The organism is Bacteroides sp. AF39-16AC (genome assembly GCF_003602735.1).
Taxonomy (GTDB): domain Bacteria; phylum Bacteroidota; class Bacteroidia; order Bacteroidales; family Bacteroidaceae; genus Bacteroides; species Bacteroides uniformis.
The window spans coordinates 22950-38314 of record NZ_QTLN01000002.1; the positions used below are offsets into that span (position 1 = coordinate 22950).

Consider the following 15365-nt stretch of genomic DNA (forward strand, 5'->3'; position numbering starts at 1 on the left):
ACGTTTATAAATTATAGGTAACATATTCTACAAACTTTTCAAACCATTTGGAGAACCGTTCCGGATAGTTGTCCGGCTTGAACAGTTCCTCTGTTTCCGGTGTGATGAAGGTAAATGATACGGGAGTCTGGTTATATGTCTCCTGACAATCGGTACTGAAACAGCTTTCCATATCCTTGGTAACCGTATCCGTGATGGAATACGTAAGCAGAATCTGATATTCGAGCGGTGGCGGTTCAAAATCCCTTTCCTTTTCACTTGCATAATCATAGTCATAATTCAAGATATGAGGACTATCCTTTGCAATCAGGGACATCCCTTCAGTAATCAGTTCCAAAAGTCTTTTTTCCTTATTGCTGGAAGGATTACAGTTTCGGATATGTTCTTCCAGATTCCGGCAAAAAGCCCTGGAGTACATCCGGCACAGTTTTCTGTGGATTCTCCCTTTTTCGTATGACTTGAAGAGCTTGTCCTTTCTGTAAAGGTCCTTTTTCTCTTCCTCATCAAGCTGTTCAAAGTCCACACACTCAATACAAACTTCAGACATATCATAATATGGTGTATTGGTTATATCCATCATCCTGTGATACTTGATGAACCGTCTGATGAACTCCAATGTAATCTTTTTAATTTCACCTTTCAGTCTTTCCGTAAAATCTATTGGTATCAGGAACAGGGTGTAATCGGGCCATTCGTGAAAATGGTAGATACAGAACTGGAGCCTGTCACCGACAAGTTCCAGATTCACATGATGAGATACTATGGCATCCAGCGCATTATATAGCAGGCATATTTTTTCTCTTATAGAAGTCCTGCCTGTAGGATGGTATGGCAGCTCCACATCCAGGAGCTGCGCATACTTCATGGCTGAACGGTACAGGAAATCAAGATTCTCTTTGGTGGTGACATTTACCGTTACATCCCTGTCATTCTCCACATACAGGTCGGGAGCGATGGAAGGTATTCTCGTGTTCAGAAAACCATGAGGCTTTCTGCTGGAGGGAGTTTTCTTTTCTTTCTGCTCCTGATGCCCCGGCTTATGTCCGTATTTTCGAGTTCCGATATGATAAGTCTGGCTAAATTTTCCAAAGCCCGTTCCGTAAGTTGTGTACATGGTTTCTTGTCTTTACGTTGTCCTTTTTTCATGTCCTTACCCTTTCACTCCGATGGTTGTCTTGAATTCATATACCGCCCGGTCGTCCTCGATTTCGGGTCCGTGTACGGTCGCGGTGGTCAGTTCCGGATAGTTCATGGAATAGAAGTCCATCACTTCAGCCGGAGACATGTTTACGTTCGGATCGTCCAGTACGATTTCCTGACTGTTCTTCTTCATTTTGAAGAGTCTTTTCATTCCTTTAATTTCCAGTGCCATATTGTTTATAGTTTATTGGTTTTACAAATCATTTATTTTTATATATCAGCAGTATATCATTTCTACCTGTGCCTCGTCCTTCATCCGGTACTCGGCCGGAAAATCCGGATATTCCGCATACGGGTCCTCTTTTAGAAGCTCCCTGTCATTTTCGTCTTCCGGATCGAAGTAGAATGTATCATGGGCTGCCGGTGCAGTCTGGTATTCCCGTCCGTTTCCGTTCTGTACCTGTGCCGTTCCGTTCGGTATATGGCCGTTTGTCGGCTGCCGTACCTGTTGTTGTGGATAAGGAGCCGCCTCAGGCTGGTAAGCCGGCTGCTGCGGATAGGGCTGCATTGCAGCTCCTTGTGGCATACCTGTTCCTTGCATCACGGGGCGGTTTGGAGCTGGTTGGATATATGCTCCGTTCGTTCCATATACCGGTTGAGGCATTTCCTGAGGAATCTGCTGTGGAGCAGGCTGCATGACAGCTTCAGGATTCATAGTATGGGTCTGCTGCTCCGGGAATATGCTTGTTTGCATACCGGGCTGTGGCTGACCGTTCATGCTGCTTTGTGGTTGGGGAATTACTGGCGCCGGTTCCTCTGCCATACCGAACAGGCTTCCTGCACTGGCCTGTTTCTGTACTTCCTGCATCTTTTCGTCAATCTCCTTCTGTTTTTCTGAAGGAGCCAGCACCCGTGCCTGTTTCAGCCATGTCATTGCTTCGGAGAACCTTTTTGCAGCGGTTGCATCATCAGCCTTTTTGAGGAGCTTTTCCATCTTTTCCCGTTTTTCCCTGGCTTCCTTTGATTCGGCCGGTACTATTGGAGTTTTGGATGATTTGACCTGTGATGTAGCCATTTCTGCCTGTCTCTCGAAATTTTCCGCATTGGCAAGCAGCCCTTGTACTTTCTGTATCGGTTGGAGTACGGTCTGCAGGAAACCCATATCCAGTTCTGCCGGTGTTCCGTTCACGACCAGCGGCACCATGTTCTGCCGCGTATCCTCTTTCAGGCTGTTCCGCCTTGGCATGACTGCCACACTCAGGCTGTTATCCACTTTACGGATGTTGATATTCAGATCCGTACCTGCTGTAATCATCTGATAAATTGATTGAAAAAACATAATTGAAAAATTTTATGGTTATACATAAGTTTCCTTGAAGAATTCTTTCAGGACATTCTCTCTGTCAGGATTTCTGGAAATATCACGTAGAGATTCCAGATAGTAGCCGATGTTTTTAGGCTCATCAACTGTATTGGGCAGACGTCTTTTGACCGGTCTGATATGTTCGCTCTGTGGCCATACAGCCGGCATGACAGGAGCGGAAGATATACATGTACTTGTTTTCATATCTGTAGGTTTTATTGGTTAGAAAAACAGGAGTCCGACAATGAAAAAGATAAATGCTATCCTGACAATCAGTAGAAGAGCTCTGAAAAGAAATCCTATGATTCCTCCGGTGAGCAGGAGCATTGCAATAATACCGGTAGGCATGATACCTTTGTCTGTCAGCATAAGTATTTCGATAACCAGTACCAGGGTTACTGCATGCTTGCTGATACTTTCGATAATCTGTAGTTTCATAATCCTTAATTTTATGAATGAATAATCCCATCGGGATGTGTTTTCCCGATTTTATAGGCCTCCGGCCTCTTGGATTGCCTTTTTGCGCAAGGCCTGGCAGGAAAAAATACCGGAGCGCAGCGAGGATGATTTTTTCCTGTCCAGCCAAGCCCTTCAGGGCAGCCTTGCGGCAAAAGGCAGGCAATCCAAGACCTTTGCCGCTTAAAAGCGGAAAAACAGATTCTTTTCTGTACGGACACAAAAAATGCAGACCTTCCGGCCTGCATTCTTGTGGTTATATTGATATGGATGTTATTCTTCTTTTGTGGAATAGGTGTTGAAAATGTCATCGGTCATTTCCTTGGCGAGAGTCCTGATCCTATTAAGAAAGTCCTGCCCGGTTATCATTCCGCTTTCAAGTCCGGCCAGCTGTTTTTCCCAGTCTGCTGTAAGTGAAGTATCCGCAATTTTCTTTCCACGGATGGTTTCGTAGGTGAACATGCCTTTCGGGGTCGGAACGATATATTTCCCTGAATAACGGATATACTTACGGTTAACCAGTGTACGGATGATATTGGTACGTGAAGATACCGTGCCCAGTCCGTTCAGTTCCATGTATTCCACCAGTTCTGCATCCGTGAACGGATCTACCGGCAGTTGTTTTTTGTGTACCATGTTGCATCCGCATACATTCAGGTTATCACCTTTCTTTACTTCGGGGAGTTCATTGACGGAATATCCCGATTTTGGGACCATGTCGGAACGCATGAACACGTCATGCCAGCCGGCTTCAATGATTCTTGTTTGTTCGGCCTTGAAATGTTGCGCTGCACAAACCGCTTCAACATTTGTCGTTTCTATGCGGCACGGAGGCATGAATGCTTCAAGCATCCTTCCGGCTACAAGTCTGTAAACCAGTATTTCCTTTTCGGACAGATTCCCGGGACGGATACCTGTAATGATGATGGCATGATGTACATTGGCCTTTTCTGCGTTTATTACGTGGCGGGACAAACTGGATATGTCAATACCTCCAGTTCCTTTAGCGCCAGGGAACAGCTCCCATGATAGCAGACGCGCCATGATTGGTGGAAGCGAGTCAAACACATCCTCCGTCAGATAACGGCTGGAAGTCCTTGGATAGGAAATCAGTTTCTTTTCATAAAGGGACTGTGCGATGTCATACACCTCTGATGCGGTAAAACCATAGCGGATGTTCGCTTCCTTCTGAAGCTGTGTCAGGTCAAGCAGGTCCGGTGGAAGTATTTCCTTAACGCTGTGGTTGATACCTGTAATCTGTGCCTGATGTGCCAGCTTGCAGTCTTGGAAAAACATTGTAGCGGATTCTTTGTCGGGAAGATCCTGTGTGCGGCGCATCTTGAAAAGGATGCCGTCCTTTTGCAGGCTGATGTAGATGGGCCAGCTGTCCGATGAAATATGGTTCTCCCTTTCACGGTAGCGTCTGCTGATGGCAGCCAGTACCGGTGTCTGTACCCGTCCGAGGGAATTGTTGCCAAGGCCAGTCGCCTTGCACATGGCATAGCTGGCGTTGATTCCGAGAATCCAGTCCGCCTTGTTACGGCTGTCGGCAGCAAGGAACAGGCTGTCGTAGCAACTGTCCGGCTTCAGGTTTTCCATGCCTTTACGCACAGACTCGTCGGTAAGAGAAGAAATCCACAGACGGAAGCAAGGCTGTGTACAGTTCAGGTATTGATAGACATAGCGGAATGTCATTTCCCCGTCACGGCTGGCATCGGTAGCCGCAATGATGGTGTCACATGCCTGGAACACCCTCTCGATTACCTTAAGTTGGAGTACGGCATCAATCTCCGGTATCCATCCGTTCTCGGTGCGTGTATGCCGTACCATCAGCTCAAATTCGGACGGGATGAAGGGAAAGTCATTCCGTTCCAGTTTTTGGGCTCCGTAGTCCTTCGGCATGGCCAGTGACAGCATGTTCCCGAAAGTCCACGTTACCATGTAGCCGTTTCCTTCCACATATCCGTTTCTTACTCTGGTTGCACCGATGATTTTTCCGATTTCTTTTCCTACACTTGGTTTGTCTGTTAATATGGCAATCATGATAAATTCTGTTTTTATATCTTTCCATACGGACTTACCGTATGGAAAGAGAGATGATACATTATGGATTCTTATTTATTCACCTGAAGGGTTGATACCGTTTACGCTGATGACAGGATTTCCATTCTCGTCTTCAATCAGACTGAGTGTGGCGTCCATGGTCAGTGAAAATACAGGAGTCTTGATTTTAATGGACATGACATTGGTTTCCTCTCCCTGAAGGAGCAGGTCCATGTTTCCGTCCTTTTCAATTTGCAATTTGCTGATACCGACCGATTCCAGTTTTTCCCAGTCGATTTGTTCAGCCTTGTAGATATGATGATTGGTCTTGTTCATGTTCTTTCCTTTTTTAGTAGTTGATGATTTGATTGATTTGAATCCTGTTCTGCTCAGACAGCCTGTTTTGCTCCCTTCTTCTGTTCCTGTTGCTGGGTATTGTCAGTCTGTGAAGCACGCTGTGAGGTATTGCGGCGCACATCCGGATTTTCCTGGAAATATTGCAGCTGTCCGGTGTTTGCGTTTACTTTCAGATAGGAATCGAACGGTTTGCCGTTGGGACCTTTCATACCCGTTACAAGGATGGCCTTTCCGTCCTGAAGATTTGCTCTTTCCTGTGCCGAAAGCAGGTGTCCGTAAACCTCAGCCGGGATGGTAGGTGCCTGTCGTTCGTTGAAACCGTCCGGAGTTCTGGAATACTGTGGCCTTCCGCTTACAAGGTCCAGCTTGACGAATGACGAGAATTCCTCCCCTTTGCGGTTGATCATGTTCTCAAGATAGATGGGCTGCCCTTTTCGTAACGCTTCCTTGTCCTCCGGTGTGAGTTGTACCGAACAGATTTCCTTCGGTATGTAGATTTCTCCCGTTTCCGGATTGTGGCGCGTATATTGGAGCCCGCCTGTAACCTTGTCCATGGTAACGAAGGAGGAAAACAGTTCGCCGTTCTTTCGTTTCATATCCTCTACAAGGATGGTGTGTCCTTCGTTCAACGCTTTGAGCTGCATGGGAGAAAGCGGTACACCGCCGAGTGTCTGCTGGTTGAAGGCCTGGTCTTTCGGGAAGATAAATTCGATGCCTCTTCTTTCCGCACTGTATTGCAGATTGGCATTAAACTCTTTACCCTGATTGGACTTCATTCCCTCTACGAATATCTGTTCTCCGTTTTTCAGTTTCTGGATTTCGTCCGGAGTCAGGGTTACCCCTTTGATTTCATTCGGGATATAGACATGCTCCTGTCGGACGGCTACCAGTTCGTTGGTATTCTTGTCGATGGAAATCAGACACGGCTCAGTTGTGTTGCCACGTAGGTTAAGGTCAGCCACGCGTCCCATGTTCCCGCTTTCACGCAGGTTCTTCTTGTCCTCTTCCGTGAAGATATGTCCGAAATAAGGATGTTCCAGTTCCGGTTCTTTTCTGATACCGTGGATGCCCAGCATGACCTGCCCGCCGTTGGATATGAATGAAAGGCGTGCGTCCAGCTTGGCGGTCAATACTCCCGGAATATTGAGTGTCAGTGGCATGGTCTTGCTGGTCTTGTATCCTTTCAGCATACTGTCAAGCTGTCCGGATTGTTCCAGCATTTCCTTGGAAACGCCGAATTTGCCCAGTTCTTCCCAGTTGATCATGTTCTCGTTGTAGCGGTACGTGGGTGTCTGCTGGCGTTGCGGTTCCTGCTGTTCACGTCCCTGTGCGGCAGCTTCCACCTGTGATACCTGTTCAGGCTGTGCCTGCGCTGTCTGTTCCTGCTTCTTTGCCATTGTTGTTTCCTCCTCTTTTGTTTGACTGTTTTTCTGATTGTTTACTTTCGGTACGATTTCATAGCGTTTCAGAAACTCCTTTACCGCGTCTGTTTTCTTGCCTTCGGCCAGGTCCTTGAGAGCCTGTTTGTTCTGCTTGTAATCGTTGAAGGTCATGCGGATAAGCCTGAAATGCGTAGGTTCCTTCAGCTGGCTCCAAAAATTCTTGATGAAGTTTTCAAGGATACTCGAATTCTTATCGAATTTAAGGAATGAGTTCTCGTTCTTCTCTTCCGGTGTAACCGTCTGATAATTGCCTTTCTCGTCCATCTTGCTGATTACTCCCAAACCCTCCTTTGGGTCATTCTTGTTATGTACCAGCAGAAGTTCGTCAATTTGTTCCACATAAGGCTTTTCCGGTTTCTTTGTCCGGCCTTGCCTTTTTTCCTTGTCAGGACTGTTTTCTTGTGCCATAATCTTTTGTTTTGAGTGACTACTTGATTTGTTTCACAGTCCAAATGTAAAGTGATAAATTGAATAAATGATTGATTTATAAATAGATGGCATCATAAGTCATTAGATGTCATCAGATGTCATACCAGAGATAGGAAAGAATGTAGAAACAGCAGGAAAAAAGAATGAAAAGAGGTAGGAAGGGTAGGAGTAAAAGCATAGCGAAGCCACCGGACTATGCAGATCGGAGGGAGCTGAAATCCCTGTCTTATATCGGGAGTTGATAAGCAGGCTATGTTTTTATTATTGAGTAAGGTGGATTTTCATAGTATTTATGCGGCCATATATAGAATATAAGGATAGCCGCCTTTGATTTACGGCTATGCGTCACGTCGGTCGCAGTTAATCCCTGTAATCTTTCATTTAATGCCAATCCGTTTGCCGCCGCATTCTTTTTCAGGTGAATTTTCATGGCGTCAGCCATAAAGAAAATTCTCCTGAAAAAAGGAATAAATGCGGCTGGCAAATCAGGATTGGGATTTACCTTTGATGTAAGGGATAGACTATATTTGATTAATCAAATTGAATTTCTATTTTTACCAGGAGTGTAAGTCTTTATTTGGAAGAAATCAATTTCAGAAAGGTATTGCCGATTGACATTTCAAATGATTGTCGGCTAAATGTTTGTATATCATTAACAATCAGATTATGCTTGGTGATTGTTTTACTTATGACATTAAAAAGGAAACGTTGTTCTTCAGCAAGGAGTTTTTGATACTTTTGTGGAAATTCACTCATATATTCATTTGCTGAGGATATGAATTGCATATAATGCAGTAATCCGATTTTATCCTGTTTGTCTGGGAAATTATGGATTGCCCGTTCAATAGGGTTCTTGTAATTCTGGATAAACTCACTCCATTCTTTATCTGCCAAAAGTTCCATTTCTGGAGATAGGGCAGATGAAGGAAAGAAACAATTTTCTATAACCGTGTTGACTAATTGATTTTTTGATGGAAAATAATGCATGACCGCTCCTTTAGACTTGTTTACAGCTACGGCTATATCACAAAATGAGGTGTGCTTTATTCCTTTAGAAATGAATAGCTTGTACGCTTCATTAATTATTCGTTGTCTTAAATTAGGGTCCATCTCATAGCTACGTTATATAAAATAATAGCACAGATGCAATCAACAACCCAAACGCGGTAGTGGAATACCTTAGAGATGAAGCTGACGCACCTGTGCTATATATGAATATAGCGCAAGCTGTCATATCCCATCTTATCTCTTTGAAATTTTCCACTTTTCGTTTGAAAGATGATATATGATACTATACTATGTCTTTTTTTATCTGTGCAAAAATAAGTGATTTATTGTTTATTTCCAAACTTAAACCACACTTAATAGTACTGTTCCATAAGAAAAACGTCCGCTTTCAGGAACAATCAGTAGTATTTTTTCGCCAGATTTAAGTTCGTGTGTGTTCCAGAACTCATCCAAAATCGCAAATATGGCTGCAGAAGCGATATTGCCGACCTTTGGTAAATTTGTGAACCATTTGCTTTCGTCAATTCCGATTCCTGCTTGTCTCATTTCATTTATAAGTTTATCATAAAAGAACATTGAGGAAAGATGAGGGAGCACATATGAGATTGTATCTGGTGATATATTGTGTTTATCCAGGCAAGATTTGATATGTTTTACGCAATATCGTACGACATTATCTCTTAATAGTTTTACATCTTGTTTTACGACAAATAATGAACGTTCTACCCTTTCTTGGCTACTGAATGATTTCCAGCCTTTCAGTTCTCCGTCATCGTTACTTTCTGCTCCCATGAACATACATGTGGGTAGTTCATTTGCAAATGAAGTCATCTCAATCCACTCTATTTTTAAAGCTTTTCCTTTTCCTGGATCATTTTGGAGCAATACAGCGCTGGCACCATCACTTAACATGAAACGTAGAAAATCTTTTTCAAGTGCCATATAGGGCTGTGTACCTAAGTCTGCGCACTTTTCATATTCCATATCATAATTTTTTGAGAGAAGAGTTGCAGATGTTAACTCAGAAGTGCTACATACTGCATTTCTTTTTTCTCCAGTAGCGATTGCCCAAAAGGCTGTCTTGAATGCCTGAAGGCATGATAAACAGATACCTGAAGCAGAAAATATTTCCATCGGCTTATTTCTTAGTAATCCATGAACCATAGAGGCATGAGATGGAAGCATCTGGTCTGGACTTGATGTCGCACATGTCAACAATTCAATATCCTGCTCTGAAACAGAAGCGGTCTGTAATAGTTGTCGTATTGAACTTGCTGCCATTCCTGCATTTGTATGTGTAATTTCTTGATTTTTTGTGAGTGCATAATAACGTTGTTTGATACCATTCTGTTTTAAAATAATAGGTTTGACTCTTGAATGTTTTCCAGCAATCAATCCTAAAAAGTCTTCCATGTCTTCATTTGAGACTGGTTTATTAGGGAAATAGCAAGATGTTCCCGTAATAAAAACATCATTTTTCATTTTTATTTGTTTTTGATTAAGAAATATGTAAAAAACAATTGTTCTCTTAAAGCATTCACATCCAGTCCATTCCTTAATGAATCTTGATATGATTTACCCAAGAAAATCAATCTGATTTGTTGAACAAGCAAATCGGTATTGCAAGTGCTACGTATTTCACCCTCTTTCTGTGCCTTAACAACAACAAGTTTTAATTGTGCTAATTCATTCCTTTCAATTTCATTCAATGCCTGATGAAATCCGGGATAATTTTTTTCAGCTTGCAAAATCAGAGTCATATACGCACGTGTTCCATTAATATTTGCTTCTGGTAGAACAATGTGGGAAAGGTTTTCCATTACCTTTGCAATATTGTTAATGTATTGATTGAGGTATTCGAATAAAGACAGATTGGACAGATTGTTTGATGCCTGTTTTATTCTTTGCACATCTAAGATGTAGAAGTTGATTACATCAATAAACAATTCTTGTTTTGTCGGGTAATGATATGACATACATCCTCTTGACAAACTGAGACTGTTTTCTATATCCTTCAGAGGGACCATGCTGTAATCTTTTGTCAGAAACTGTTTTAATGCGGCCTCTCTGATTAATGCTTTTGTTTCTGAACCTTTTGTTCCTTTCATGACATTTGTTTTTAATATCTCACAAAAGTAGTTTTTTTTGGGGTGAAAATACATTTTATTTTCATATTATTAGTATGTATCTGTAAAAGAACCTAGTGAATAAAAGGCATTTATGAATCAAAAAGCTTTTTCATAATACCTTGTGCTACATCTTTTTATTTTTTTTATCCTTTATCGTAGCTCTTTTTTTTCTATATTTGTTTTAAATAAGCCGATTAGTCGGTTTGTTTGGCATAGAGGAACCCAAACAGAAAGTGGAATTTCAAATTGAGATGTTCCTCTATGTCTTTTTGTATTCCATCTTCTGCAATAAATCCTTTTATTTACCATAAAAAACCGACCAGACGGTTTTTATTGCAAAAATATAAATATTCTATATAAAAACAAAGGGAAAAGCCAATAATGCATCTTGCCAATTGGGATATATGGACAAAATACATTATTGTTTTTCCCTGTGAGGAACGATATGTTATTGAATTTATCTTGGAATCATTTTTACCTTGACTTGTGTCCCCTGAGAGTTCAGGATGCGGACTGGAGTCTTTTCGCCTGCTTTCAGATAAAAAAGAAGATAATCTTTTGCACGTTGAGATTCGAATAGACCTTTTTCATGGTATTCAGCAATCCATCTTTGAATTACAGGAATTTGCCATCTGTTCATCAGCATATAGTATCCAAAACGATATTCCGGATCGCCCAAAAAGATATTGAGTTTCAGATAATCCCACCAAAACTGCTTCTTGTTTTTACTTTTGGCGTTAAGCATGACTACCTGACTATGGAAGGTTTCACGTGGATAATCCGGATAATATTCCCAAACAAACATGTCTGGAACAGCATTTTCATTGTCTTCCTTAGAAGGGATGAATGGCTGCAATACTTTCATGGAATCCTGTATTTTTTCGTATGTCTGGGTTTCGTATTCCTTGTAGTATATTAGACAATCTCTTAAACGTGAGGATGTATGATGTATCAGTGCAGTCCGTGCCCCAGTACAAGATTGGGAATTATTGTTTATAGCTGCCAGTTTTTTCATAAATCGGATTTCCGCTTTGGCTTGTTCCTCATGATCCTTTTTCATAAATGGATAATCCTGCCAAGCGATTTTCCTCATAGAACGGTGCAAGCTGGGAAGCTGCAAGGCTCCGTAAGCGCAGAAAATGGAATCACGGATAATCTTGTATATAGGGGTTCTGTCGCCTTCGTGTGCCACGTAAGGAAGATGATTTATGCTAAAGAGCTTTTCACCTTCCACAATTAAATCAGCTGAAATCGTCTTGCCTTCGTCCAAACGGCCTTGAATTTTGAAATTACGTTCTTCTTTACTGAAAAAGTCAACAGGTTGTACTGCCACTAACGTTACACAGTAATTGCCGTTATGTGGTGTGTAATCAACATTTTGCGGTGTCAATTTGGAAGCCAGTTCGTTCAGTAACTCAATTTTTCTGCTATTATTCATAGTTTGTTATCTAATTAAGTGAAACATATTGTTAACGATGCAAATGTAGGGATTGGTATTTGGATAAGAGTTCCAAATCTTGATAAAAATCATTGCAAGGTTAACTTGTTATTCGAAATTTGTCCTGCTTTTTATTTGAAATATATAGTTTATATTTGAGAATGAAAAGATGATTGTTGTTTATTCAAGAATAGTATATTTCAATTAGATGTTTTAAAATCGTTATGGAATATTGCATACTCCATAACGATTTTTCATAAAAAGTATAAGTCTGATATGTAGTGGAAATCTGTCATGTTAAAAAATAAAATTAGCCGGCATTAAAAGGACGGATTTCGGAGAGGTTTTCATTGCCACTATCAATAAATCTATCAAGCACTTTAATCATAACAATAGGTATATTTTCCTTCCACAATATTTTTGCATTCAGCTCTGTACACACCAATGCAGCCTGTTTGAGTTTTTCCTCTAGATATGCTCCAGTTCTGATATATTCATTAAGAAGGTTTCTGCTCTCCGCTAATTTGATTACAGAGGCATACAGCTTATATTGCTCATTGATACATTCCAAATGGAACTTATCCTTAACCGCAGAAGGTGGATCAATTAATTTCAGTTTGGGCAAGTCTGACCTATTTAAAATAATTACGGTATTTGTAAATTCTATAGTGTAGTCTCCTGGCAAACTATACAATAATCTATTGTTTGGGGATTTGAACTGATACTCGTTTTCCTGCTGTAAATTCTGAGGGTAAGCATTGTACCAGTTAAAATGAAATCCGATGATTACCTGTTCGTCGGTCAGCCTTAAAGCCTGAAAGGCCTTGTCAAGATTTTCAGGGAAAACCCTGTATTCTCTTTTAGATAGATATTGGAAACTTCGGAGCCAACAGTTTCTGAAAGAGTGTAAGGTCGCGGCACTGAAAGATTCCTTGAAGTTGACATATCCTATTGTCTTGTCTATACAGAATGCTTCTGCTGGCATTAATTCCCGTATTCTTCCAATACAATCAAACTTGTTGTAGCTGATGTCCTCATCAGTGGTTATGTCAGATACTTTTGTAATCCACTCCATTTCCTGGTTAATACTATTTGATGCTATCTGATAAAAATCGTGAATTTCGTCTTCAGACAGCTGTTGAGTAATTTTTTGATGTTGGATTGCGGAAGTGAGTGAATGCGCAAGTATTTCCAGTACAGTCTTCAATTTATTTTTAATCCTATAAATCTGTGACTGATCCAATGGTATTATTGTTTTGACTTCTTCTAGTGGAATGGAGTTCTGTTCTATCTGTTTTAGAATAATTGGAACATTATTCAACCATTCATGCTTCTTTGACAAGGATTCAGGAAGAGCTGGCAGTGCATAAAAATCTTCGTAAGTATAAGAACGGTTAAGGGTTGACAGACGTAACATTAGGATATACAGATATTTCTGTATCCAACCGTTAATTATGCTGTTGTTGCGTACGCCAGCCTGAAGGCCAAAGAAAGGATATTTCTGCTCATACTTGTACATTGAATCGGGACTTGATGAAAGTAAATCCATATAAAGTGGAATGATTTCAGCTAGTGAACCTGGAATCAGTACATAGTGAGGGGGCTGGCTATTTGTGAAATACAGAAGCTGATTCAGAAGTTCGTGTTCTTTCCTAAATAATAAAAGTCCTCCTAATGCGATATGAAATTCCTTAAATTCATTCCGTTCTTTTTGTCTTAATTCTACCATTTTACTGTCAGCAACAACTTGTCCAGACGTGGTATAGGAAACGTTTATACGTTCTTCAAGTTGGATAGATGGAAGATGGAGAAACAGGTGTGAATGGGCAGCATTCCAATATTTGAGAATCCATTCACTACGTTTGTAGAATAATTGCTGGTTCAAGCAAGTCCAGATTGTGCGGTAGGTATTCTGATGCATTATTGTAAACTGAAAATCATCCAGCATTGCATTAACAATGTCATTACCGTTTTTTATGGAAACCGCTTCCTTTTGTTGCATACATAGTTGCTCATTTACGGAGACAATACCTTCGTATAACTCTGGCGGATACTCCATTACAGTCCATTGTTTACCTGCACGTAAAGATACAATCCAGTCATACAATTCCTGATAACAATTGCGTAATACATCTACGTTATTTTGTTTAAGCATGGCAATAAAAAACTCGAACCATGCTTTTCTGGTCTCTTGTGTGATATTGTTTCTTTTTATAAGATGCTTTTGTAACCTTTCAGGCACGTTATAGATATAGATAAGCGTGAAAATCATAAATATGCTGATTGTCAATAGTACACAGAATATTGTAGCTAAAATAATGGCAGAATAGTCTATGTATTTTGTAAAAATCCCGAAATTATAATCGTTAGGCGGAGCTACAAGCTGATAGAACAGTAAAAGTATGGTAATAATCAACAGTCCAATAAAGCACTTTGTGCTTTTTTCATTCATGAAAATCTGTATTAGGCGAGTAGATTTATACTTATCGTCTATTCTTTGGATGACGCTAATTAACAAAGGAACGGCAATACCCAGAATGGCAGCTGTTATAGGTATAATAATGTCTTTAGAAAAAATATCCATAATGTGAAGTTTTTTAGTTATTTTTATGGTACTGGAGGAAACTTGATAAATCCTCCTTTTGTGATGATACAAGACGCAGCTTCATTTTGAATTTGTTCAGCGATACGGTTGTAGTTTATTTCTGTTCTTAGCTTTGAATTTGGTAATTCTTTCCAATCAAAGGTATGCTCTATATTAAAAACATTCTGTTCATTGGCCGAAGTAAATCGCATGGATGATTTTACATGGATATTACCCTCTTGAGATCGGACATTCCAGTTAAATCTGGGATGATATTGTAATTTTGCAGCGAGGCATAATCTTTCGACTGTTGCCTGAATTATACCTTTAGTCGTGTTTAAATCTTTCAGACTATGGGAGTAATACCATTTGAACTCGTCATAAATTTTGTAGTCTAAAGGATTTTCAAATGGCTGGAATAACTTGTAAATTTCTGCACAAAAAGATGAATCATAATCATGTAAGGATGCTGGAACTTCTTGATCCATTAAGACACGACAACCTTTGGCTCCTGCCTGTTCCAACTTTACAGCCTTGCTCACGGCATTGCCCAGCAGCATTTGTCCTAAATTGTTGTTATTGTCCTCAATAATATCTCCATAGGCAATTCCACCCCGACATAAAATTCCATTCTGTAAACAATCCCACATGATAGTATGACATGATAGTATGACATCTTTCATGTTTTCGGACCAGACGAAAGCGCAATCGGACAACTGGGTGAAATTCACTTTAGGGTACTTATTCTGGCAGTTTGTCAGGATTTCACGAAATATTATCAATATATTAGCCGCAAATTCCTGGTTCCCTGAAGTCTGAAAATGTTTAGAGACTTGCCAGATGTTAAAATCGTCTTCTGTAAGCTGGATTTTATCTTGAGTTAATGCTGTAAATCCTAATATATCTACATAGAAGACAAAACCTTTTATGTTATTCATTCTCATAATATGTTGTTTATAATTGATTATTTTTTTAT

The 15365-nt window shown here is 40.6% G+C and carries 14 protein-coding genes; all 14 read right to left on the minus strand.

The genetic code is table 11. The annotated features are described in order from the left end of the window. Window positions 1-4: 4 nt before the first annotated feature. The 14 genes from DW039_RS02160 to DW039_RS02230 all read right to left on the minus strand — a co-directional run bounded on the left by DW039_RS02160 (window position 5) and on the right by DW039_RS02230 (window position 15333). Entirely contained in the window at window positions 5-1114 is a 1110-nt protein-coding gene (locus tag DW039_RS02160; RefSeq protein WP_120381627.1) for a peptidase, read from the minus strand. Window positions 1115-1150: 36 nt separating this feature from the next. Then, complete coding sequence (locus DW039_RS02165) at window positions 1151-1372, minus strand: PRTRC system protein C (protein ID WP_120381628.1); 222 nt, start codon at window positions 1370-1372, stop codon at window positions 1151-1153. Window positions 1373-1417: 45 nt separating this feature from the next. After that, window positions 1418-2479 (minus strand): PRTRC system protein E, encoded by a 1062-nt coding sequence (locus DW039_RS02170; protein WP_120381629.1) that lies wholly within the window; start codon window positions 2477-2479, stop codon window positions 1418-1420. Between the two features lie 18 nt (window positions 2480-2497). After that, window positions 2498-2707, minus strand: a complete 210-nt coding sequence (locus DW039_RS02175) for a hypothetical protein (protein WP_120381630.1) — start codon at window positions 2705-2707, stop codon at window positions 2498-2500. An 18-nt stretch (window positions 2708-2725) separates the two neighbouring features. Then, the gene (locus DW039_RS02180; RefSeq protein ID WP_120381631.1) at window positions 2726-2941 is read right to left on the minus strand and encodes a hypothetical protein; all 216 of its coding nucleotides are present in this window, start codon (window positions 2939-2941) and stop codon (window positions 2726-2728) included. Window positions 2942-3232: 291 nt separating this feature from the next. Continuing rightward, window positions 3233-5002, minus strand: a complete 1770-nt coding sequence (locus DW039_RS02185; protein ID WP_120381632.1) for a DNA topoisomerase — start codon at window positions 5000-5002, stop codon at window positions 3233-3235. 75 nt (window positions 5003-5077) lie between these two features. Then, window positions 5078-5338: a DUF4099 domain-containing protein gene (locus tag DW039_RS02190; RefSeq protein WP_120381633.1), complete on the minus strand. Its 261-nt coding sequence runs from the start codon at window positions 5336-5338 to the stop codon at window positions 5078-5080. A gap of 53 nt (window positions 5339-5391) precedes the next feature. Beyond that, window positions 5392-7209: a DUF3945 domain-containing protein gene (locus tag DW039_RS02195; RefSeq protein ID WP_120381634.1), complete on the minus strand. Its 1818-nt coding sequence runs from the start codon at window positions 7207-7209 to the stop codon at window positions 5392-5394. Window positions 7210-7803: 594 nt separating this feature from the next. Continuing rightward, a complete protein-coding gene (locus DW039_RS02205) occupies window positions 7804-8340 on the minus strand; it encodes a TetR/AcrR family transcriptional regulator (RefSeq protein ID WP_087247562.1) in 537 nt (178 codons plus the stop codon). Window positions 8341-8580: 240 nt separating this feature from the next. Then, window positions 8581-9720, minus strand: coding sequence for a beta-ketoacyl-ACP synthase III (locus tag DW039_RS02210; RefSeq protein ID WP_087247564.1), 1140 nt, complete (start codon window positions 9718-9720; stop codon window positions 8581-8583). A gap of 2 nt (window positions 9721-9722) precedes the next feature. Beyond that, window positions 9723-10346, minus strand: a complete 624-nt coding sequence (locus DW039_RS02215; RefSeq protein WP_087247566.1) for a TetR/AcrR family transcriptional regulator — start codon at window positions 10344-10346, stop codon at window positions 9723-9725. A 478-nt stretch (window positions 10347-10824) separates the two neighbouring features. Further along, window positions 10825-11805, minus strand: a complete 981-nt coding sequence (locus DW039_RS02220; RefSeq protein ID WP_087247568.1) for a pseudohemocyanin — start codon at window positions 11803-11805, stop codon at window positions 10825-10827. A gap of 310 nt (window positions 11806-12115) precedes the next feature. Beyond that, window positions 12116-14389 carry a hypothetical protein gene (locus DW039_RS02225; protein WP_120381636.1) on the minus strand — a complete coding sequence of 758 codons (2274 nt, stop codon included), beginning with the start codon at window positions 14387-14389 and terminating at the stop codon, window positions 12116-12118. A gap of 23 nt (window positions 14390-14412) precedes the next feature. Beyond that, entirely contained in the window at window positions 14413-15333 is a 921-nt protein-coding gene (locus tag DW039_RS02230) for a hypothetical protein (RefSeq protein WP_120381717.1), read from the minus strand. Between the last annotated feature and the right edge of the window lie 32 nt (window positions 15334-15365).

What these genes read in the sequence shown, in the direction of transcription:
- DW039_RS02160 (WP_120381627.1), bottom strand. Translation starts at nt 1,114, where the DNA reads ATGTACACAACTTACGGAACGGGCTTTGGAAAATTTAGCCAGACTTAT.
- DW039_RS02165 (WP_120381628.1), bottom strand. Translation starts at nt 1,372, where the DNA reads ATGGCACTGGAAATTAAAGGAATGAAAAGACTCTTCAAAATGAAGAAG.
- DW039_RS02170 (WP_120381629.1), bottom strand. Translation starts at nt 2,479, where the DNA reads ATGTTTTTTCAATCAATTTATCAGATGATTACAGCAGGTACGGATCTG.
- DW039_RS02175 (WP_120381630.1), bottom strand. Translation starts at nt 2,707, where the DNA reads ATGAAAACAAGTACATGTATATCTTCCGCTCCTGTCATGCCGGCTGTA.
- DW039_RS02180 (WP_120381631.1), bottom strand. Translation starts at nt 2,941, where the DNA reads ATGAAACTACAGATTATCGAAAGTATCAGCAAGCATGCAGTAACCCTG.
- DW039_RS02185 (WP_120381632.1), bottom strand. Translation starts at nt 5,002, where the DNA reads ATGATTGCCATATTAACAGACAAACCAAGTGTAGGAAAAGAAATCGGA.
- DW039_RS02190 (WP_120381633.1), bottom strand. Translation starts at nt 5,338, where the DNA reads ATGAACAAGACCAATCATCATATCTACAAGGCTGAACAAATCGACTGG.
- DW039_RS02195 (WP_120381634.1), bottom strand. Translation starts at nt 7,209, where the DNA reads ATGGCACAAGAAAACAGTCCTGACAAGGAAAAAAGGCAAGGCCGGACA.
- DW039_RS02205 (WP_087247562.1), bottom strand. Translation starts at nt 8,340, where the DNA reads ATGGACCCTAATTTAAGACAACGAATAATTAATGAAGCGTACAAGCTA.
- DW039_RS02210 (WP_087247564.1), bottom strand. Translation starts at nt 9,720, where the DNA reads ATGAAAAATGATGTTTTTATTACGGGAACATCTTGCTATTTCCCTAAT.
- DW039_RS02215 (WP_087247566.1), bottom strand. Translation starts at nt 10,346, where the DNA reads ATGAAAGGAACAAAAGGTTCAGAAACAAAAGCATTAATCAGAGAGGCC.
- DW039_RS02220 (WP_087247568.1), bottom strand. Translation starts at nt 11,805, where the DNA reads ATGAATAATAGCAGAAAAATTGAGTTACTGAACGAACTGGCTTCCAAA.
- DW039_RS02225 (WP_120381636.1), bottom strand. Translation starts at nt 14,389, where the DNA reads ATGGATATTTTTTCTAAAGACATTATTATACCTATAACAGCTGCCATT.
- DW039_RS02230 (WP_120381717.1), bottom strand. Translation starts at nt 15,333, where the DNA reads ATGAGAATGAATAACATAAAAGGTTTTGTCTTCTATGTAGATATATTA.